The sequence below is a fragment of the Sphingomonas longa genome, from assembly GCF_016892685.1.
In the GTDB taxonomy this organism is placed as follows: Bacteria; Pseudomonadota; Alphaproteobacteria; order Sphingomonadales; family Sphingomonadaceae; genus Sphingomonas; species Sphingomonas longa.
In genome coordinates, this window is record NZ_JAFEMC010000002.1 from 173,377 (window position 1) to 193,001 (window position 19,625).

Consider the following 19,625-nt stretch of genomic DNA (forward strand, 5'->3'; position numbering starts at 1 on the left):
ATGCGTTACTTCACCGAGGATCATGAGTGGATCGAAGTCGACGGCGCGATCGGCACCGTCGGCATCTCCGAATATGCGCAGAGCCAGCTCGGCGACATCGTGTTCGTCGACGTGCCCGCCGATGGCCGGCAACTGGCGAAGGGCGACGAGGCGGCGGTGGTCGAGTCGGTCAAGGCCGCATCCGACGTCTACTCGCCGGTGTCCGGCAGCGTGCTGGAGGGCAACCCCGCCTTGTCCGACTCGCCCGATCTGGTGAACTCGGATGCCGAGGGCGAGGGCTGGTTCTTCCGCATCACGCTGTCGGACGAAGCCGAGCTGGACAGCCTGATGGACGAAGCCGCGTACGAAGCGTTCGTCTCCAAGCTTTGATCGTTTGAACGTCCCCCCTTAGCAGGGAGGGGGCCCCTGAAACTCCTCTCCCTTCGAGGGAGGGGTTGGGAATGGGTAGAATGCTCGCGATACGGTGACGTGCCGCGAGTCTCTTGCCGGACCGCCCGGACGCTACCCACCCCCGACCCCTCCCTTGAAGGGAGGGGAGAACAACAGTCCCAACCCCTCCCGAAAGGGATGGGAGGAGTAGAACATGCGCTATCTGCCGCTTACCCAGCCCGATCGTGACGCGATGCTGTCCGTCATCGGCGTGTCGTCGATAGACGATCTGTTCGTCGACGTGCCGGAGGCGGCACGGCTCGATGGCCCTGTTCATGATCTGCCGAACCATGCGTCGGAACTGGCGGTCGAACGCCACATGACGGCGCTTGCACGCCAGAACACGGTGGCGGGCGAAGTGCCGTTCTTCCTGGGTTGCGGCGCGTACCGGCATCATGTGCCGGCGTCGGTCGATCACCTGATCCAGCGCGGCGAGTTCCTGACCGCCTACACGCCGTATCAGCCGGAGATCGCGCAGGGTACGCTCCAGATGCTGTTCGAATTCCAGACGCAGGTCGCGCGGCTGCTCGGCACCGACGTGGCGAATGCGTCGATGTACGACGGCTCGACCGCGTGCTGGGAAGCGATCGGCATGGCGCGGCGCATCACCAAGCGCGGCAAGGCGATCCTGTCGTCGGGGCTGCACCCGCATTATGTCTCGGTCGCGAAGACGATGGCGAAGTATACCGGCGACGTGCTCGACACGACATCGCCGTGGCTGGTGCCGGAGCTGGACATCGATCGCCTGATCGCCGCGATCGACGACGATACCTCGTGCGTCGTCGTCCAGTATCCCGACATCCTCGGGCGCATTGCCGACCTGACGCCGCTGGCGGATGCCTGTCACGCGAAGAAGGCGCTGCTGATCGCGGTGGTGACGGAGCCGGTCGCGCTCGGCGCGATCCGCTCGCCGGGCGAGATGGATGCCGATATCGTCGTGGGCGAGGGGCAGTCTCTGGGCGTCGGGCTTCAGTTCGGCGGGCCTTATGTCGGGCTGTTCGGGTGCAAGGACAAATATGTCCGCCAGATGCCGGGTCGCCTGTGCGGCGAGACGGTCGACGCGAACGGCAAGCGCGGCTTCGTGCTGACGCTGTCGACGCGCGAGCAGCATATCCGGCGCGAGAAGGCGACGTCGAACATCTGCACCAACTCCGGCCTGTGTGCGCTGGCGTTCTCGATCCACATGACACTGCTGGGCGAGGCGGGGCTGCGCGCGCTGGCCGCGACCAACCATGCCGGCGCGGTCACCGCGGCGGAGCGGCTGTCGCAGGTGCCGGGCGTCGAACTGGTCAACGACGGCTTCTTCAACGAATTCACGCTGAAGCTGCCGGTCGAGGCGCGGCCCGTCGTCCGGACGCTGGCGGATCGCGGCATCCTCGCGGGCGTGTCGCTCGGCCGGCTGTATCCGGGCGAGGATGCGCTGGCGAACGGACTGGTCGTCGCCGTTACCGAAACCACCACGGCGGAGGATGTCGAAACCCTTGCCGCCGCGCTTCAGGAGATCCTGGCATGAGCATCAACCAGAGCGGCTGGCGCCCGGAGATGGTCGCCGGATCGGGCAATGTCCCGGCGACCTCGACCGGCAACACCTTTACGGGCAATCGGGCGCTGATGCTGGAGGAGGCGCTGATCTTCGAGATCGGCTCCACCGAAACGACGGGCGTCGAGGTCGCGGCCCCGGTCACGACCGCGTCGAAGCTGGGGTCGCTGGCGCGGACCGCACCGATCGGGCTGCCCGGCCTGTCGGAGCCGGAGACGGTGCGCCACTATACGCGCCTGTCGCGGCAGAATTACGCGATCGATCTCGGGCTGTTCCCGCTCGGTAGCTGCACGATGAAGCATAATCCGCGCCTGAACGAGAAGATGGCGCGGCTGCCCGGTTTCGCCGACGTCCATCCGTTGCAGCCGGTCGATACCGTGCAGGGCGCGCTGGCGGTCATCAACGAACTGGCGGTGTGGCTCATCAAGCTGACCGGCATGCACGGCGTCGCGATGAGCCCGAAGGCGGGCGCGCACGGCGAGCTGTGCGGCATCCTGTGCATCAAGGCGGCGCTGGAGAAGCGCGGCGAGGGGCATCGCAAGGTCGTCCTCGTCCCCGAAAGCGCGCACGGCACCAACCCCGCCACCGCCGCTTTCGCCGGGTTCCAGGTCGAGGACATCCCCGCGACCGCCGAGGGCCGCGTCGACACCGCGGCACTGAAGGCGCGGCTCGGGCCCGACGTGGCGGCGGTGATGATCACCAACCCCAACACCTGCGGCCTGTTCGAGCGCGATCTGAAGGAGATTTCGGACGCGGTGCATGAAGCAGGCGGCTACGTCTATTGCGACGGCGCGAACTTCAACGCGATCGTCGGCCGCGTGCGGCCGGGCGACCTCGGCGTCGATGCGATGCACATCAACCTGCACAAGACCTTCTCGACGCCGCACGGTGGCGGCGGGCCGGGATCCGGGCCGGTGGTGCTGTCGGAGGCGCTGTCGCCCTTCGGGCCGCTGCCCTTCACCGAACGCCACGGTGACGGTCACATCACGCTGGTCGAGGAAGAAAGCGTCGACGATCGCCACCCGGATTCGTTCGGTCGCATGGTCGCGTTCCACGGCCAGATGGGCATGTTCACCCGCGCGCTGACCTACATCCTGAGCCACGGTGCGGACGGCCTGCGTCAGGTCGCCGAGGATGCGGTGCTGAACGCGAATTACGTCCTGCGCTCGCTGGAGGATACGCTCGACGCGCCGTTCGGCGGGTCGGGACCGTGCATGCACGAGGCGCTGTTCAGCGACGCCAATCTGGCGGACGGGTTCTCGACGCTGGACGTGGCGAAGGGCCTGATCGACGAGGGGTATCACCCGATGACGGTGTATTTCCCGCTCGTCGTGCACGGCGCGATGCTGGTCGAGCCGACCGAGACCGAGTCGAAGGCGGCGCTCGACCAGTTCATCGGCGCGCTGCGATCGGTGGCGGAGCGCGCCAAGGCGGGCGACACCGCACTCAAGTCCGCACCGCATTTCGCGCCGCGCGCCCGGCTCGACGAGACGCTGGCCGCGCGCAAGCCCGTGCTGACGTGGAAGAACCCCACGCCGGTCGCCGCCGCCGCGGAGTGACGCCGGGAACGCCGCGCCATTTCTTGGCGCGGCGTTAACCTGCGACGGGCGTGCGCTTACCGCCACCACTCGTCGCAAACGAGGCGCACCTGCCCGCTTCGTTAGCGTGGCAGCAAGGTTCGGCGTGCGAAGGACCCGCATGCCCGATCGTTTCGAGCGACAGCGCCTGGAGGTGCTTCGCACCCTCGACATTCTCGACCGCCCCGCGGAGGCGGAGTTCGACGCGATCGTCGAAGCGACCCGGCGCATGTTCGGGTGGAAAATCGTGCTGGTGTCGCTGGTCGACGCCGACCGCCAGTGGTTCATGGCGCGTCAGGGGCTGTGCGAGACGCAGACGGACCGCGACATCGCCTTTTGCTCGCATGCGGTCGCCGCGAACGACCTGCTGATCGTGCGTGACACGACGCTCGATCCGCGCTTTGCACACAACCCGCTGGTGCTCGGCCCGCCCTTCGTGCGCGCCTATATGGGCATGCCGGTCCGAGCCGCGAAGCGACCGGGCGAGCCGAAGCTGCCGCTGGGAACGCTGTGCGTCATCGACGACAGCCCACGCGATCCGACATCGGACCAGATCGCGACACTGCGCCAGATGGCGAAACTGGTCGAGACGCTGTTCGAACTGCGCGTCGCAACGCAGGAGGCGGTGACGGCGGCGTTGGAGCGGCAGGAGGCGCTGATCGGCGTCGACCGCATGCAGCGCCAGTTGCAGCAGGCGGAGCGGATGGCGAACATCGGGTCTTGGCGGCTCGACCTGCGCGGAGATGCCGTCGAATGGTCGGACCAGACCTATACGATCCACGGCCTGACGCCGGCGGACGGAGAGGCGTTGGCGACCGCGCTCGATTTCTATCCGGCGCATGATCGTGCGAAGCTGGAGACGGCGCTGGCGCACTGCATAGCGACCGGCGAAGCCTATGACCTGGAACTGGAATTCGTCACCGCGCGCGGCGAACAGCGGCGCGTGCGGGCGATGGGCGAGGCGGAATATGCGGCCTGCGGCGAGCGGGTCGCGATCGTCGGCGTCATACAGGACGTGACCGAGCGCTATCGCCTGGAACAGAGCCTGCTGGAGACGGCGCAGACCGACGAACTGACGCAGATCGCCAGTCGCCGCGGCCTCAACCGCCACCTCGATGCCGCGATCGAATGCGCCCGGCGCGATGGGACGCCGTTGGCGGTGGCGCTGCTCGACCTCGACCGGTTCAAGGACGTCAACGATCGCTTCGGACACGCGCGCGGGGACGAAGTGTTGCGGGTGGTCGCGGGGCGGCTGCGGTCGGCCACCTATCTGGAGGACTGCTTCGTCGCACGGCTTGGGGGCGATGAGTTCGTGCTGATGCTGCGCGGCGACGATGCGCGCGACAACCTGATCGCCGTGCTGCGGCGGCTGCTCGGCGACCTCCGCTATGGCATCGGCGAGGGCGAGGATCGGATCACGGTGTCCGCGACGATCGGCGTCTGCGGACTGGATCATCGTCACGCGACCCGCTCGACACTGTTGGAGGCGGCCGATCAGGCGCTGTACCGGGCGAAGCGCATCAAGCGCGGCACCGCCGCGATCGCGGACCGTGCGGAGATGATCGCCGTACCGGATGCGCCCGCGCCGCTGCGCCTCGCCGCCGGTGCGCGCTGAGCCGGAAGGCTCAGAACGCAGTCGCCAGCGATAGCGCGCCGAGCACGATGCCCGGCGCATTCGCCAGTACGATCGGCCAGTCCCGCTTCGGTTGCCGCAAAAAGCCGTATGCCGCCCAGAGCGAGCAGTTGATGACGGTCGCCAGCGGCTGGATCGTCGACCCCTTTTCGCCCGACAGGTTCAGCCTGATCTGGTCGACATAGGACACGTACATCGTCACCGACGCCGCGGTCGCGATCCAGCCCAGCGTCATCACCGCCCGTTCGGACAGGACGGGGCGAGAATCCGGCTGCTGCAAACTTGGTCTCCTGATCGCCTGAAGGACGCGGGCCGATCCATCGCTGGACGCCGCCTGCCCGCCCGCGCATGACGGCGGCCGAGCGAAGCCGGGGGACAGTGCATGCAAGCGGACGGGCAGTCGAGCCTCCTGACCTATGTTATTACGGCGGTGGTGATCGCGGTCGTCTTCGCGGTCCGCTGGCGGCGGATGAGCCGGGTCAGGCCGCTGAAGCTGGAACGGCTGTGGATATTGCCGGGTCTGTTCGCGGTGCTGGTCGGGATCACCTTCGCGATGACGCCGCCGGTCGGCTGGGGTTGGGCGTTCTGCCTCGCCGCGCTGGTGCTGGGGGGAGCGCTGGGCTGGACGCGGGGGAAGCTGATGCGGATCACGGTCGATCCGGAGACGCATGCGCTGAGCCAGAGTTCGTCGCCCGCCGCAATGCTGTTCATCCTCGCAATCGTTGCGGTGCGCCAGGGTGCGCGCGCGGGCGGGGCTGGGTGGTTGCATCTGGATGCGCTGGCGATGACGGACATGCTGATGTCGCTCGCGCTCGGCCTGTTCGCGGCGCAGCGGCTGGAGATGTTCCTGCGCGCGCGACGCATGCTCGCCACGGCACGGAGGCCGGTCATTCCGGGCTGATCGCCGCCTCCGTGATTTCGCGTCGGCGGAGATGCTCGCGCCAGACGATGTAGAGACCGGAGGCGACGATGATCGGCGCGCCGATCCACGTCGTATCCCCCGGCAGCGTTCCGAACAGCCACCAGCCGAGCACCGTCGCCCATAACAGCGACGAATAATCCATCGGCACCACCAGCGACACCGATCCGTAGCGCAGCGACGCCGTCATCGCGAGTTGCGCCGCGCCGCCGAACAGCCCCGTAGCGGCAAGGATCGCCCAGCCGGTCGCGTCATGCGCCTGCGCCGTCATCGCATAGACGATGCTGAGCGGCACCAGCGATAGCACCGAAAACCACCAGACGGTGGTCTGCGCCCGCTCCGTCCGGCCGATCTGGCGCAGCAGGATGAACACCGTCGCCGTCGTCACCGCCGCGATCAAGCCATAGGCGATGCCGATCGGCGGCAGGGCGTGACCACCGGGTCGCGCGACGATGACGACGCCGACAAAGCCGGTCAGCACCGCCGCCCAGCGCCGCCAGCCGGTCGGCTCCCCCAGCACGATCGCGCCCAATATGGTCGCGAAGATCGGCGTCGAGAAGCTGAGCGTCGTCGCCTCCGCCAGCGGCAGCGTCATGATCGCGGAAAATACGAAGACCATGCCGGTCAGCCCGACGACCGCGCGCCGGATATGCGCCCCGATCCGCTGCGTGCGGATGGATGCGAGGCCCGGGCCGCTGGCGATCACCGCCGTCACCAGCACCGCCGCGCCCGCCTGCCGAAAGAACAGGAGTTCGCCGAGTTTTGCGCCGTGGACTTCGCCCAGCTTGATGCAGGCGTTCATGCCGGCGAACAGGACGACGGACAGCAGCCGGAACAGGATCGCAGCTGCGAGGCGGTCGGGGGACTGGGTCACGGGCGGGTGGGTAGCGGGTTTTCAGCGGCTTGGCGTGGTTTCTTCCAGGCTCTCTTCCTTCAGGGCAGGCTGTAAGGGCGAACGGACTCGCACTTCCGCTCCACCGCGCGAACCGCTAGGCGATCCCGCCATGAAGCATGCACTCCCCGTCACGCGCGAAGCCGACTTCGCGGCCTGGTACCAGTCCGTCATCACGGAGGCCGATCTCGCCGAGGAATCGGGCGTACGCGGCTGCATGGTCATCCGGCCCTGGGGATACGGCATCTGGGAACGCATCCAGCGGCTGCTCGACGATCGCATCAAGGCGACCGGGCATGAGAATTGCTATTTCCCGCTGTTCATCCCTCTCTCCTATTTCGAAAAGGAGGCGGAGCATGTCGAGGGGTTCGCCAAGGAGATGGCGGTCGTCACCCACCACCGGCTGGTGTCGGACGGGAAGGGCGGGCTGACCCCCGATCCGACCGCCAAGCTGGAGGAGCCGCTGGTCGTGCGGCCGACGTCGGAGACGGTGATCGGCACCGCCTTCTCGCGCTGGGTGCAGTCGTGGCGGGATCTGCCCGTGCTCATCAACCAGTGGGCCAATGTCGTCCGGTGGGAGATGCGGACGCGCATGTTCCTACGCACCAGCGAATTCCTTTGGCAGGAGGGTCACACCGCCCACGCGACCGCCGACGAGGCGCGCGAGGAGACGTTGCGCATGCTGGAAGTGTATCGCGAGTTTTCGGAAACGTGCCTCGCGGTGCATGTCCTGACCGGTGAGAAGCCGGAGAACGAGCGCTTTCCGGGTGCGGTCGCGACCTATTCGATCGAAGCGATGATGCAGGATGGGAAGGCGTTGCAGGCGGGAACGTCGCACTTCCTCGGCACCAATTTCGCGCATGCGCAGAACATCCGGTTCCAGAATGCGGCGGGCGAGCTGGAGTTCGCGAACACGACGAGCTGGGGCGTGTCGACGCGGATGGTCGGCGCGGTCATCATGGTCCACGGCGACGACGATGGCCTGCGCGTGCCGCCCGCGATCGCGCCGTGGCAGGTGGTGATCGTGCCGATGCTGCGCGACCAGCCGGAGGACGCGGCGATCGTCGACTATTGTCGTTCGCTCCAGAAGGACCTCGCCGGTCTGACGGCGCTGGGCGAGCCGGTGCGCGCGCTGCTCGACCTGAAGCCCGCCAAGGCCGCGACGAAGCGCTGGGGCTGGGTGAAGAAGGGCGCGCCGGTGGTGATCGAGGTTGGTGGCCGCGACGTGGCGGGCGGCAACGTCTCCGTCATCCTGCGCACCGACCTGTATCAGGACGGCGGCAAGCTGAAGTCGACGGTGATGCCGCGCGGCGAGTTGATCGATACGCTGGCGCAGGCGCTGGAGGATGCGCAGTCTGGCCTGCTGACCCAGTCCACCGAGGCGCTGCGCGCCCGCGTGACGCCGGTCGACGACTGGGCCGGGGTCGAGGCGCATTTCGCGGAGGGGGTGAAGAACCCCGGCTGGGTCGATGTCCGCTGGGCGAAGCCGACGGGCGCGGCGCTGGACCATGTGGTCGAGCGGCTGAAGTCGCTGAAGCTGACGATCCGCAATGCGCCGATGGGGCAAACGCACAGCGACAGCGGGCCGTGCGTGTTCACGGGCGAACCCGCGGTGGAGCGGGTGTTGATCGGCCGGGCTTACTGAGGTTTTTCGTTGTTCTCCCCTCCCTTGCAGCGAGGGGAGAAGGCAGGGCGAACCAGCAAGAACCGTTCGACCTCTCCCGCCTAGCCCCATACAACCCCAACCATGACGCCACCGCGCCGCCAGAACCGCCGGCATGCGCCGCTCCCCGGACGGATGGCGGCGCGTGCCGCCGTCACCGCCGCCCGGCCGCGGTTCTTTCGGGCGGGGCGGCTCAGTCCGCTGACGACGCTGGCGATCCGGGCTGCGGCGGTTCTCGTGCTCGTCGGGATCGCGCTGGGTGGGCACTGGTTCGACCGCACCGGGCTGCGCGACAATACCGATGGGGCCGTGTCTTTTCTGGATGTCGTGTACTTCACCGTCATCACGGTCACGACGGTCGGGTACGGCGACATCGTGCCCGTCTCCACCTCGGCGCGGATGTTCGACACGTTCGTCGTCACGCCGATCCGCATCTTCGTGTTCCTCATCTTCCTCGGCAGCGCGTACAGCTTCATGCTGAGGCAAGGATGGGAGCGGTGGCGCATGGGCCTGATACGGCGCGAACTGAAGGATCACGTCATCGTCTGCGGCTATGGCCGGGCGGGATCGGCGGCCGTGGCCGAACTGCTGGAGCGCGGTCACCTGCCGGAGACGATCGTCGTGGTCGACGAGAATGCCGAGGCTCTGCGCGAAGCCGAGGAACTCGGCGTCGCCACGGTGGAGGGGGACGCGACCCACAATGCGGTGCTGTCGATCGCGAAGGTGGAAGAGGCCTCGTCGGTCATCGTCGCGCCGGGGCGGGACGATACGGCGGTGCTGATCGTCCTGACCGTCCGCCGGCTCGCACCGCGCGCGGGCGTTGCGGTGTCGATCGCCGCGATCGAGAACGAACTGCTGGCGCGCGACGCCGGTGCGACGATCATCGTCAATCCGGTCAGCTTCGGCGGGCAGTTGCTGGCGCAGTGCACCAATGGGCCGCACGTGGCCGATTATGTCGCCGACCTCGTCACGCGGGGCGGCAAGGCGGAGTTGCGCGAACGCCCCGTGCGGCCGGACGAAGTCGGCCAGAGCCCGCACGACGGGGGGAATTCCCGCATCCTGCGCATCTATCGTGGCGACCGGATCATCGGATTCTGGGAGCCGGACGCCGCGCGGCTGCAAGCGGGGGACTCTGTCATCGAGGTCATCCAGGCGGGTGGCGGCGCGCCGTGAAACAGGAGGCAGATACGGCTGCTAAACGCATCTGGATGCAGGCGGCGAGACGTAGGTTGTTGAAATAAATATAGGCCGAACCGGTATCGTTTCACGGCGAAATGGGTTAATCCTTTATGAACGATGCTTCATCGGTAGACCCGGCGACGTCGTCCTGCGCAGTAAAACGGGGAGTATTTCGATGAAGACGATGATTTTGGCGGGTTTGCTTGCAGTTGGAGCCGCAAGTGGCGCCGATGCGGCGACGATCTACGGCGTCGATGAACTCAACAACCTGATCGGCTATAACAGCGCGGCGCCCGGCGTGGCCACGTCGAGCGTCGCGATCACCGGCATCGGTGACAGCATCAAGGCGATCGACTTCCGCCCTGGTAACCGTCAGCTCTATGCGCTGGGGTCGAACAACATCATCTACACGGTGAACCTCACCACCGGCGTGGCGACGGCCGCTAGCGGCGTGCTTGCCTTGACCGGGACGGAGTTTGCGTTCGATTTCAACCCGACCATCGATCGTCTGCGGATCGTCAGCAACTCGAATGACAATTACGTCTTCAATCCGAATGACGGCGCACTGACGACGGCCACGCCGGTCTTCTACGCCGCCGGCGATGTCAATGCCGGCCGCAATCCGGACGTGACCGCCGCTGCATACACGCAGTCGCTGAGCGGCCCGACCGCAACGACGCAGTTGTACAGCATCGACACCACGCGCGGCGTGCTGACGCGTCAGGCGAACAGCGCCGGTACGCTGGTGACGGTCGGCGCGCTGGGCACGCCCCTCGGTTCGCGGACCAGCTTCGACATCCTGGGTAACGACGCGTTCGTGTCGAACGGCACGCGCCTGTTCTCGATCAACCTCAACACCGGCGCGCTGACGCGGGTCGGCACGACGCAGGATGCGCTGTTCGGTCTCGCCATCGCGCCGGTGCCGGAGCCCGCGACGTGGGCGATGATGATCCTGGGCGCCGGTATGGCCGGTGGCGCGCTGCGTCGTCGTCGTGCCGTGAAGACCGCGGTCAGCTTCGGCTGATCCGACGATCCCCGGATCGCGCAGGCGGCCGCCGGTCCCGACGGGGTCCGGCGGCCGTCGTCGTTTTCGGGACATGACGGCGGGCACCGAAGTCCCTATCTTCCGTGCATGGCAAAACCCGTACCCGGCCTTCCCACGCGCGACCAAATTCTTGATTTCATCGCCGCGTCCGACACCCCCGCGGGCAAGCGGGAGATCGCGCGCGCCTTCGGCCTGACCGCGCAACAGAAGATCGCGCTCAAGGCGCTGTTGAAGGATATGGCGGACGAGGGGCTGATCGACAGCGCGCCCGGTCGCGCGTTCCACAAGATGGGCGGCCTGCCCAAGGTCACCGTGCTCAAGATCGTCGACGTCGACGACGGGGGCAACGTATGGGCGCAGCCGGAGCGATGGGAGGCGGACGGCGTGCCGATCCCGCGCATCCGCGTGCGCGAGCGCAAGCGCGGCGCGCTGGGCATCGGCGAGCGCGTCCTCGCCCGCACGGAGGAGACCGGCAACGGCTGGACCGCGCACCCGATGAAGGTGCTCGCACCGTCCGCCGAACAGATCCTCGGTGTGCTGCGCGAAGAGGGTAGTGGTCCGCTGAAGCGATACTGGCTGACCGGCGTCGAGAAGAAGGAGCGGCGGGAGTTCCCCGTGTCCGACACCGGCGATGCGGAGGCGGGCGACCTCGTTCTGTGCGAGATCGCCGGCCGGCCGCCGCGCATCACCGTGCGCGTCGTCCAGCGACTGGGCGATCCGTTCGCGCCGCGCAGCTTTTCGCTGATCGCGATCCACAAGCTCGGCATACCGGACGTGTTCTCCGAGGATACGCTGGACGAGGCGCGCCGGTCTGCCGCGCAACCGCTGGGCGAGGACCGCGAGGATCTGCGCCACCTGCCGATCGTGGCGATCGATCCCGCCGACGCGCGCGATCACGACGATGCGGTGTGGGCCGCCCCCGACGACGATCCCACCAACGAGGGCGGCTGGCAGGCGATCGTCGCGATCGCGGATGTGAGCTTCTATGTCCGCCCTGGCTCCGATCTCGACCGAGAGGCGCGGCGGCGCGGCAATTCGGTCTATTTCCCCGACCGGGTCGTGCCGATGCTGCCCGAAATCCTGTCGGCGGACGTGTGTTCGCTGAAGGAGGGCGAGGACCGTGCCGCGCTCGCCTGTCATCTGCGGATCAGTCCTGTGGGCAAGCTGCTGTCGTGGCGCTTCTCCCGCGCCGTCGTGCGGATTGCGGCCAATCTGGCGTACGAGGATGCGCAGGCGGCGATCGATCGAGTCCTCCCCGGCACGGGGAGGGGGACCAGCGAAGCTGGTGGAGGGGGGGCGCCGCAGACGGAGCCGTCCGTGAAAAGCCCCCTCCACCATCCTGCGGATGGTCCCCCTCCCCGTACCGGGGAGGATTTGACACCGATCCTCCAAAACCTCTGGTCCTGCTGGCGGGCGCTGGCGAAGGATCGCGACGCGCGCGAGCCGCTCGATCTCGACCTGCCGGAACGCCGCGTGGTGCTGGACGAGAAGGGTCGCATCCTGTCGGTCGCGCCGCGCGAGCGCCTCGACGCGCACCGGTTGATCGAGGATTATATGATCGCCGCCAACGTCGCTGCGGCGAAGGCGCTGGAGAAGAAGAAGGCGCCGGTCATGTACCGCGTCCATCAGGCGCCCAGCCGCGAGAAGCTGGTCGCGCTAAAGGATTATCTCGACACGTTCGACGTGCCCTTCGCGCTCGGTCAGGTCATCCAGCCCAAGACGTTCAACCGCATCCTCGACCGGATCGGCGACGCGGATTTCCGCCCGCAGGTGATGGAGCAGGTGCTGCGGACGCAGACCCAGGCCTATTACGCGCCCGCCAATCACGGCCATTTCGGCCTGTCGCTGGGCAGCTACGCGCACTTTACGTCGCCGATACGTCGTTATGCCGATCTTGTCGTGCACCGCGCGCTGGTCGCCGCCTATGCGCTTGGACCTGGTGGCCTCGCGCCCGCCGACGACGAGATGGAGCGGATCGGCGAGAATATCAGCCAACTGGAGCGGCGCGCGATGGAGGCGGAGCGCGACACGATCGACCGCTATGTCGCGGCGTTCCTGTCGGAACGTGTCGGCGAGGAGGTGGAGGTGCGGATCACCGGCGTCCAGAATTACGGCTTCTTCGCGACGGTGGAGGGGATCGGCGGCGACGGCCTGATGCCCGTTCGCGATCTCGGCGGCGAGTATTTCCGCTTCGACGAGGCGGGCCGAACGCTGACCGGCGAGGACACCGGCGACCAATATGCGCTCGGCCAGCGGCTGCGGCTGCGGCTGGCGGAGGCGAACCCGGTGTCGGGGGCCTTGCGGTTCGAACCGCCGGGCGGCCTCGGCGCGGCGCCGTCGCCGCGCGGGCACCGCGGCGGTGGAGGCGGCAAGAGCGGTGGTCCGCGCCGGATCGTCAAGCGTGGCCGGCCGGCCAACATCCGGCACGACGGCAAGAAGCGGCGCTGACCGGAAGGTTCGGACACGACGTCACGCCGGGCTTGTCCCGGCATGACAGAATGCATGCGCGGCGTGGCCGGAGAACCTCATCTCGCCAATAAACCTTCATCAACTTCCGCCCGCTACACCGCCGCCATGAGTCGCCGATCCGCCGCCCGCAAGATCATCGTCAGCCGCTTCGCCGCGGCGCGGGCGACCACTCCCGATACGGCTATGACGTTCGACGCCGGCGAAGACCCGGCACTCGCCCGCATGTTCGCGCGGCTCGCCCGCCACGGCGCGATCGTCAGCGCGGCGCCCGGGCTCTATTATCTGGACTCGTCGCGCCTCGCCCGTTTTCGCACGATCGTCCGCCGCCGTGCCGCGGCGCTGGCAGCCGGTACGGGCGTCGTCGCCACCGCTCTTGCCGCGGCGGCAGCCTTCTCGATCGCCGAGTAACGGTCAGCAGGCGGTGAAGGTCAGCCCCGCCTTCTCCTGCAAGCGATCCCGCAACGTCGTGCCGAGCAGTGCTCCCGGCGTCCACACGCCGCCCTTCGCCTCGCCACCGACGAGGCACAGCGCCGTTTCCGCCAGCATCTTGCACGTCGATCCGTAGCCTGGATCGCGGTCGCCGGTGACGACCGCGTCCGCGCGCCCGCCGTCCGGCGTCAGCGCCGCGAACAGGATGTCGTAATGCCCGGCGTCGCGTTCCTCTTTCGACGGGCCTTCGCCGGGCTTGGGTCCCTTGTCGCCCGCGAACGGATTGAGCTTGCCCAGCGCCTCGGCCGCGGCTTTGCCGAGATCGCCGAGCCCCGCGACCATCATCTCGTCATAGACGAAATCGGTGCCGTAGGGATGGCCGAGCAGGAAGTTGGTGCGGTGCACGTTCTTGGTATTGATCGGGGCCATCACGAACGGCGCGACCCACGCGTTCAGCGTCGTATCAAATTCCGGGATCAGGCCGGTCGGCTGATGCGGGCCGGTGAAGCCGGGCGTCAGCGCGAAGGGGTTGGTCAGCAGCATGACCAGCGAGGGATCGCGCGCCGCCGCCGCCAGCGTCGCCTTCAAACTGGCGGCCGTGCCGCCGGAGAAGCCGCCCTGCATCCGCCGCACGCGCCCCTTCACGCGCGGTGCGACCCGGCCGAAGCGCGCCACCGCCGCCTCCTGCGCGGTCAACACGCCGAGATCGAAGGGGATCGAGTCGAACCCGCACGAGAACACGATGCGCGCGCCGGATGCCTTGGCCGCGTCCTGATGCGCGTCGATCATGTGGCGCATCCACGCCGGCTCGCCGCACAGGTCGACATAGGCTGTGCCGCCCGCCGCGCACGCCGCGACCAGCGCCGATCCGTAAAGCTGGTAGGGGCCGACCGTGGTTACCACGACTTCGGTTCGTGCCGCGAGCGTGGACAGGCTGGCGGGGTCGTCCGCATCGGCGACGATCAGCGGCACGTCGGCGGGCACGCCGATCAGGTCGCGGACTTCCTCCAGCTTCGACAGGCTGCGTCCGGCCATCGCCCAGCGGCCATGACCCGGATAGGTCGCGGCCAGATATCCCGCCACCAGCCGCCCGGTGAAGCCGGTCGCGCCGTACACGATCAGGTCGAAGTCGCGCATCGTTACGTCTCCTCAGGATTGCGAAAATGCCGCGTTCGTCGAAGCGCGGCAAGCGAAACGGATCGTCATGCCGGGTGCGATCTGCCAGACTGCGCGGATGGCGTCCGATCGCAGAACCATCGACTTCATCGTCGACCAGATCGCTGCCGCGGGCGATGTCGTGGCGAAACCGATGTTCGGCGAGTACGGCATCTATTGCGACGGCAGGATGGTCGCTCTGGTCTGTGACGACCGCCTGTTCGTCAAGCAGACCGCGGGTGGCCGTGCGGTCGCGGGCGATGTCGACGAAGGTGCGCCCTATCCGGGCGCGAAGCCGTGCCTGTCGATCGATCAGGACCGCTGGGACGATCGCGACTGGCTGACCGACCTCATCCGCGTCTCCGCCGCCGAACTACCGTTGCCCAAGCCGCGCAAACGCAAGGGTGGGTGAGGGGACTGACACTGGCAACGGGCGGGCAGTACGGCTGTGGGAGAGGCCCGACCTAGACCTCTCCTGAAAATGTGTCCGCCAAGCCATTATAATTCTGCTTTCCTTCGGACACGTACCCTCATGTGTCCCCGCGAAGGCGGGGACACAGTACTGGGCTCCCGCCTTCGCGGGAGCACGTGGATGCCGGGCGGGTCGCTGTCCCCACTTGAAAGGATAGGTCTCGGACCGCTCAGGGGTAACGCGAGGCCGGGCGGGATGATCGGACTTAGAGCCGACCTCGGCCTTACGCAGCCTCGTTGAATTGCAGACTCGCCAGCCGTGCATAGAGGCCGCCACGGCCGATCAGCGCGGCGTGGTTGCCCTGCTCGACGATCCGGCCCTCGTCCATCACCACGATCCGGTCGGCGGCGCGGACGGTGGCGAGGCGGTGGGCGATGACCAAGGTGGTGCGCGTCGCCATCAGCCGCTCCAGCGCCTCCTGCACCAGCCGCTCGCTTTCCGCGTCGAGCGCGCTGGTCGCCTCGTCCAGCAGCAGGATCGGTGCATCGCGCAACAGCGCGCGGGCGATGGCGATCCGCTGGCGCTGGCCGCCCGACAGGCGTGCGCCGCCTTCGCCCAGGAACGTGTCGAGCCCTTCAGGCAGGCGGCGCAGGAAGTCGGCCGCGTTCGCCGCCTCCGCCGCCGTCCAGAGCGCCTCGTCGCCCGCCTCCCAATGACCATAGCGAAGGTTGTCGCGGGCAGACGCGCCGAAGATCACCGTCTCCTGCGGGACCATCGCGATACGCGCGCGGACCGCGGCCGGATCGGCGTCCGGCAGAGCGACCCCGTCGATCGTGATGCGACCGCCCTGCGGATCGTAGAAGCGCTCGGCAAGCTGGAACAGCGTCGACTTGCCGGCGCCGGACGGGCCCACCACCGCGACCGTCTCCCCCGGCGCGATTGCCAGCGAAAAATCGTCCAGCGCCGCGACCTCCAGCCGCGTCGGGTAGCGGAACGCGACATGCTCGAACGCGAGCGCTCCGCGTGGCGGCTGCGGCAGGGCGACGGGGTTGGCGGGGGCCGCGATCTCCGCCGGTTCGCGCAGCAGTTGCGCCAGCCGCGACGCCGCACCCGCACCACGCAGCAGGTCGCCATACACTTCGGTCAGGGCGCTCGCCGCGCCCGCGACGATGCCGCCGGTCAGGACGAAGGCGGCGATCGATCCGCCGCTCAGACGGCCCGCCGCGACGTCGATCGCGCCCTCCCACAGCACCAGCGTGATCGATCCGAACACCAAAGCGATCAACACCGCCGTCATGCCGGCGCGCAGCAGGATGCGCTGCCTCGCCGTCTCGAACGTCTCCGACACCGCCTTGCCGAAGCGGCCATGCTCGCGCGCCTCCTGCCCGAACGCCTGCACGACCTTCATCGCGCCCAGCGTTTCGGTCACCACCGCGCCGACCTCCGCCACCCGATCCTGCGACGTTCTCGACAGCGTCCTCAGGCGGCGGCCCAGCACGACCATCGGCCCGATCATCAGCGGTATCGCGATCATCAGCATTCCCGCCAGCTTGGGCGAGATCACGAACAGGTAGATCAGTCCGCCGATGCCGGTCAGCATGTTGCGGAGCGCGATCGACACCGTGCTCGACACGATGAACTCGATGATCGTCGTATCGGACGTCATGCGCGACGCGATCTCGGAAGGGCGGTTCACTTCGTAGAAGCGCGGCGCGAGGCGGAGCAGGTTGGCATGGACCGCGGTGCGGATGTCGGCGATCACGCGCTCGCCCAGCCATGATACGAAGTAGAAGCGGATCGCGGTGCCGATCGCCAGCACGACGACGATCATCAGCAGATAGTGGAACGACGACGAGACATTGCCGCCCGCCGCGCCAGAGGCGACGCCGCCGAAGCCGCGATCGACCACACGCTTGAATCCGTACGGGATCGCGATCGTCGCCGCCGACGTGGTAAGCAGCGCCAGCGCCGCCACGACGATGTGCCCCGGATAGGCCGCGGCGCGGCTCCAGACCATCGACAGGTCGCTCAGTTGCCCGCGGGCAGGCGTGTCGGTGGGGGTAGGGGGCGGCGATCCGTCTGCGTCTCTGGCCATGATGCGCGCCTAGCAGTGTGGCGGCGGCGGCTCAATCGTCGCGGAATGGGACCATTGTCCGACAAGAACGTTGCAGATGCGAAGCTTTGCGTTACCGCTTGATCAACCTATGTTGGGGTAAAGGATACCCGATGCTCTACGATGCCTATGAGATGCAGCGCTCGATGCTCGCCGGCGCCAGTGCGATGGCGAATTTCGGTGCCGGGCTGCTCCAGAACCCCGCCAACCCGTTCTCTTACATGGGGGGCGGGTCGATCGTGGCCTCCGCGCTGGAGGTGTTCGCCCATGCGGCCGCGCCCCGTGGGAAGCCGGCCTTCGGCCTCGACACGACCGTCGTCGACGGTCGCGAGGTCGCGGTGCACGAGGAGATCGTCGTTCGCAAGGCGTTTGGCCAGTTGAAGCGCTTCCGCCGTGAGGGCGTCGAGGGTGGTCCCAAGCTGCTGATCGTCGCGCCGATGTCGGGCCACTATGCCACGCTGCTGCGCGGCACGGTGGAGCGGATGCTGCCGTCCGCGGACGTGCACATCACCGACTGGCGCGATGCCAAGCTGGTGCCGACCTCGGCCGGCAAGTTCGACCTCGACGATTATGTCGATTACCTGATCGAATTCCTGGAGGCGATGGGCGAGGACGGGTCGGGCCGCGCGCATATGCTGGCGGTCTGCCAGCCGTCCGTGCCCGCCTACGCTGCGATCGCGTTGATGAGCGCGGACAAGCATCCGCTGCGCCCGTTGACGCTGACGCTGATGGGCGGACCGGTCGACACGCGTGAGGCTCCGACCTCGGTCAACACGCTGGCGACGGAACGGCCGCACGCGTGGTTCCAGCAGAACGTGATCGTCAGCGTACCGATGACCTATCCGGGTGCCGGACGCCGGGTCTATCCGGGCTTTCTGCAGCTCGCGGGCTTCATGTCGATGAACCTCGGCAACCACATGACCAGCCATTTCGAGCTGTTCAAGCACCTGGTCCGCGGCGACGGCGAAAGCGCCGACGCCACCAAGGGCTTCTACGAGGAATATCGCTCGGTCTGCGACATGACGGCGGAGTTCTACCTCCAGACGATCGACGTCGTGTTCCAGACGCACGCGCTGCCCAAGGGCGAGTATATCCACCGCGGTCGGCGCGTCGATCCGGCGGCGATCACCGACATCGGCCTATTGGCGATCGAGGGCGAGCGCGACGACATTTCCGGCATCGGTCAGACCAAGGCCGCGCTGACCTTGGCGACCGCGCTACCCGAGGACAAGAAGCGGTATCTGATGGCCGAGAGCGTCGGTCATTACGGCATCTTCAACGGCTCCAAATGGCGCACCCGCATCGCGCCGGTGGTCGAGGAATTCTGGGCCGCCAACGCCGCCTGAGGCTTGGTTCGACGAGCATGGAAAAGCCCCCGATCCGCGGAGGATCGGGGGCTTTTTCTTGCGCAGACGGATCGATCAGGCGATCGAGCCGACCTTCGCATGGCTGGAGGACTCACTGGCGTCGATGGTGCCGCCGAACAGCATCTTCAACTTGCCGGAAATAGCGACGTCGGTTTCCCAAAGCTCGGCCGATTCCACGTCGAATCGCAGCAGGGCGAGATTGGGGTCTTCCTTGCCCCCCGGGAACCAGGCCTCGACACTGTTGTCCCACAGCTTGTCGATCTGCGCGCGGTCGTTGTCCTGCGACACCGTGCCCGCGAGGCAGGCGAAGAAGTCGTGGCCCTTGCCGACGAACTGCACCATGCCCTTGCCGCCGCCCGCTGCGCGGTTATCCTTGCCCGCGAACACGAAGAGCGTGTTGGGCTGATCGTCGTCGAGGCGGACATACATCGGCTCGGAATGCTGGCCGTTTTCCAGCCCCAGCATGATGTACGGGCTCGCCTTTACCTTCGCGATGAACTTCTCCGCGATCTCCTGCGGGTTGTCGTGATCGGCCATGACGCTCTCTCCTTGATGGGGTCAGGCCTGAGAACGAGGGGCGCGGGGGTTGGTTGCGCGAGGCAGACGTGGGGACCATGACGGCAGGCGGCGGCAATTCCGCCGTCACCGCAGAAAGGTCGAGTATGCAACTCTCCGGTCTGTGCCTGATCCTGGGCGTGCTCTTCGCCTTTGCGACCCTGGTCGTGAAGATCATCGAAGTGTCGCGCAACAGGTAAGGTGCCGGGAGGGGCTTGGGCTGACACTCAAGCCCCGAACGCATGGGG

The 19,625-nt window shown here is 67.6% G+C and carries 17 protein-coding genes; 12 read left to right on the forward strand and 5 right to left on the reverse strand.

Annotation, left to right across the window (positions count from 1 at the left end):
- The 4 genes from gcvH (at position 1) to ILT43_RS06900 (ending at position 5,161) form a co-directional block, all read left to right on the forward strand.
- Positions 1 to 369 (forward strand): glycine cleavage system protein GcvH, encoded by a 369-nt coding sequence (gene gcvH, locus ILT43_RS06885; protein ID WP_204197163.1) that lies wholly within the window; start codon positions 1 to 3, stop codon positions 367 to 369.
- Between the two features lie 214 nt (positions 370 to 583).
- Entirely contained in the window at positions 584 to 1,942 is a 1,359-nt protein-coding gene (gene gcvPA, locus ILT43_RS06890) for an aminomethyl-transferring glycine dehydrogenase subunit GcvPA (RefSeq protein ID WP_204197171.1), read from the forward strand.
- The gene (gene gcvPB, locus ILT43_RS06895) at positions 1,939 to 3,528 is read left to right on the forward strand and encodes an aminomethyl-transferring glycine dehydrogenase subunit GcvPB (RefSeq protein WP_204197185.1); all 1,590 of its coding nucleotides are present in this window, start codon (positions 1,939 to 1,941) and stop codon (positions 3,526 to 3,528) included. The genes gcvPA and gcvPB overlap by 4 nt, the downstream gene beginning before the upstream one ends.
- A gap of 139 nt (positions 3,529 to 3,667) precedes the next feature.
- Positions 3,668 to 5,161, forward strand: coding sequence for a sensor domain-containing diguanylate cyclase (locus ILT43_RS06900; protein WP_204197213.1), 1,494 nt, complete (start codon positions 3,668 to 3,670; stop codon positions 5,159 to 5,161).
- A 10-nt stretch (positions 5,162 to 5,171) separates the two neighbouring features.
- On the opposite strand, the gene ILT43_RS06905 is transcribed toward ILT43_RS06900, so the two are convergent.
- A complete protein-coding gene (locus ILT43_RS06905) occupies positions 5,172 to 5,459 on the reverse strand; it encodes a SemiSWEET family transporter (RefSeq protein WP_318293473.1) in 288 nt (95 codons plus the stop codon).
- Positions 5,460 to 5,561: 102 nt separating this feature from the next.
- On the opposite strand from ILT43_RS06905, the gene ILT43_RS06910 reads away from it, so the two are divergent.
- Entirely contained in the window at positions 5,562 to 6,080 is a 519-nt protein-coding gene (locus tag ILT43_RS06910) for a CcdC protein domain-containing protein (RefSeq protein WP_204197220.1), read from the forward strand.
- Here the strand turns inward: ILT43_RS06910 and ILT43_RS06915 are convergent.
- On the reverse strand, positions 6,067 to 6,972 hold the full coding sequence (locus tag ILT43_RS06915) for a DMT family transporter (protein WP_318293474.1): 906 nt from the start codon (positions 6,970 to 6,972) through the stop codon (positions 6,067 to 6,069). The genes ILT43_RS06910 and ILT43_RS06915 overlap by 14 nt on opposite strands.
- 130 nt (positions 6,973 to 7,102) lie before the next feature.
- On the opposite strand from ILT43_RS06915, the gene ILT43_RS06920 reads away from it, so the two are divergent.
- The 5 genes from ILT43_RS06920 to ILT43_RS06940 all read left to right on the forward strand — a co-directional run bounded on the left by ILT43_RS06920 (position 7,103) and on the right by ILT43_RS06940 (position 13,754).
- Positions 7,103 to 8,635: an aminoacyl--tRNA ligase-related protein gene (locus ILT43_RS06920; RefSeq protein WP_204197225.1), complete on the forward strand. Its 1,533-nt coding sequence runs from the start codon at positions 7,103 to 7,105 to the stop codon at positions 8,633 to 8,635.
- 102 nt (positions 8,636 to 8,737) lie between these two features.
- Positions 8,738 to 9,826 carry a potassium channel family protein gene (locus ILT43_RS06925; protein WP_204197229.1) on the forward strand — a complete coding sequence of 363 codons (1,089 nt, stop codon included), beginning with the start codon at positions 8,738 to 8,740 and terminating at the stop codon, positions 9,824 to 9,826.
- Between the two features lie 181 nt (positions 9,827 to 10,007).
- Entirely contained in the window at positions 10,008 to 10,856 is an 849-nt protein-coding gene (locus ILT43_RS06930; protein WP_204198772.1) for a DUF4394 domain-containing protein, read from the forward strand.
- 108 nt (positions 10,857 to 10,964) lie between these two features.
- Entirely contained in the window at positions 10,965 to 13,325 is a 2,361-nt protein-coding gene (locus ILT43_RS06935; RefSeq protein WP_204197235.1) for a ribonuclease R family protein, read from the forward strand.
- Between the two features lie 126 nt (positions 13,326 to 13,451).
- Positions 13,452 to 13,754, forward strand: coding sequence for a hypothetical protein (locus ILT43_RS06940; protein WP_204197239.1), 303 nt, complete (start codon positions 13,452 to 13,454; stop codon positions 13,752 to 13,754).
- A gap of 3 nt (positions 13,755 to 13,757) precedes the next feature.
- Here ILT43_RS06940 and ILT43_RS06945 read toward each other — a convergent pair whose 3' ends face one another.
- Positions 13,758 to 14,912: a saccharopine dehydrogenase family protein gene (locus ILT43_RS06945; protein ID WP_204197243.1), complete on the reverse strand. Its 1,155-nt coding sequence runs from the start codon at positions 14,910 to 14,912 to the stop codon at positions 13,758 to 13,760.
- A 67-nt stretch (positions 14,913 to 14,979) separates the two neighbouring features.
- Here ILT43_RS06945 and ILT43_RS06950 point away from each other — a divergent pair, with 67 nt between their 5' ends.
- Positions 14,980 to 15,342 (forward strand): TfoX/Sxy family protein, encoded by a 363-nt coding sequence (locus ILT43_RS06950; protein WP_204197245.1) that lies wholly within the window; start codon positions 14,980 to 14,982, stop codon positions 15,340 to 15,342.
- Positions 15,343 to 15,625: 283 nt separating this feature from the next.
- On the opposite strand, the gene ILT43_RS06955 is transcribed toward ILT43_RS06950, so the two are convergent.
- Positions 15,626 to 17,437 (reverse strand): ABC transporter transmembrane domain-containing protein, encoded by a 1,812-nt coding sequence (locus ILT43_RS06955; RefSeq protein ID WP_204197262.1) that lies wholly within the window; start codon positions 17,435 to 17,437, stop codon positions 15,626 to 15,628.
- Positions 17,438 to 17,568: 131 nt separating this feature from the next.
- Between ILT43_RS06955 and ILT43_RS06960 the strand changes: the two genes are divergently transcribed.
- Positions 17,569 to 18,801, forward strand: a complete 1,233-nt coding sequence (locus ILT43_RS06960) for a polyhydroxyalkanoate depolymerase (protein ID WP_204197270.1) — start codon at positions 17,569 to 17,571, stop codon at positions 18,799 to 18,801.
- A gap of 75 nt (positions 18,802 to 18,876) precedes the next feature.
- Here the strand turns inward: ILT43_RS06960 and ILT43_RS06965 are convergent, their stop codons facing one another.
- Positions 18,877 to 19,359 (reverse strand): pyridoxamine 5'-phosphate oxidase family protein, encoded by a 483-nt coding sequence (locus ILT43_RS06965; protein WP_204197288.1) that lies wholly within the window; start codon positions 19,357 to 19,359, stop codon positions 18,877 to 18,879.
- Positions 19,360 to 19,625 lie beyond the last annotated feature (266 nt).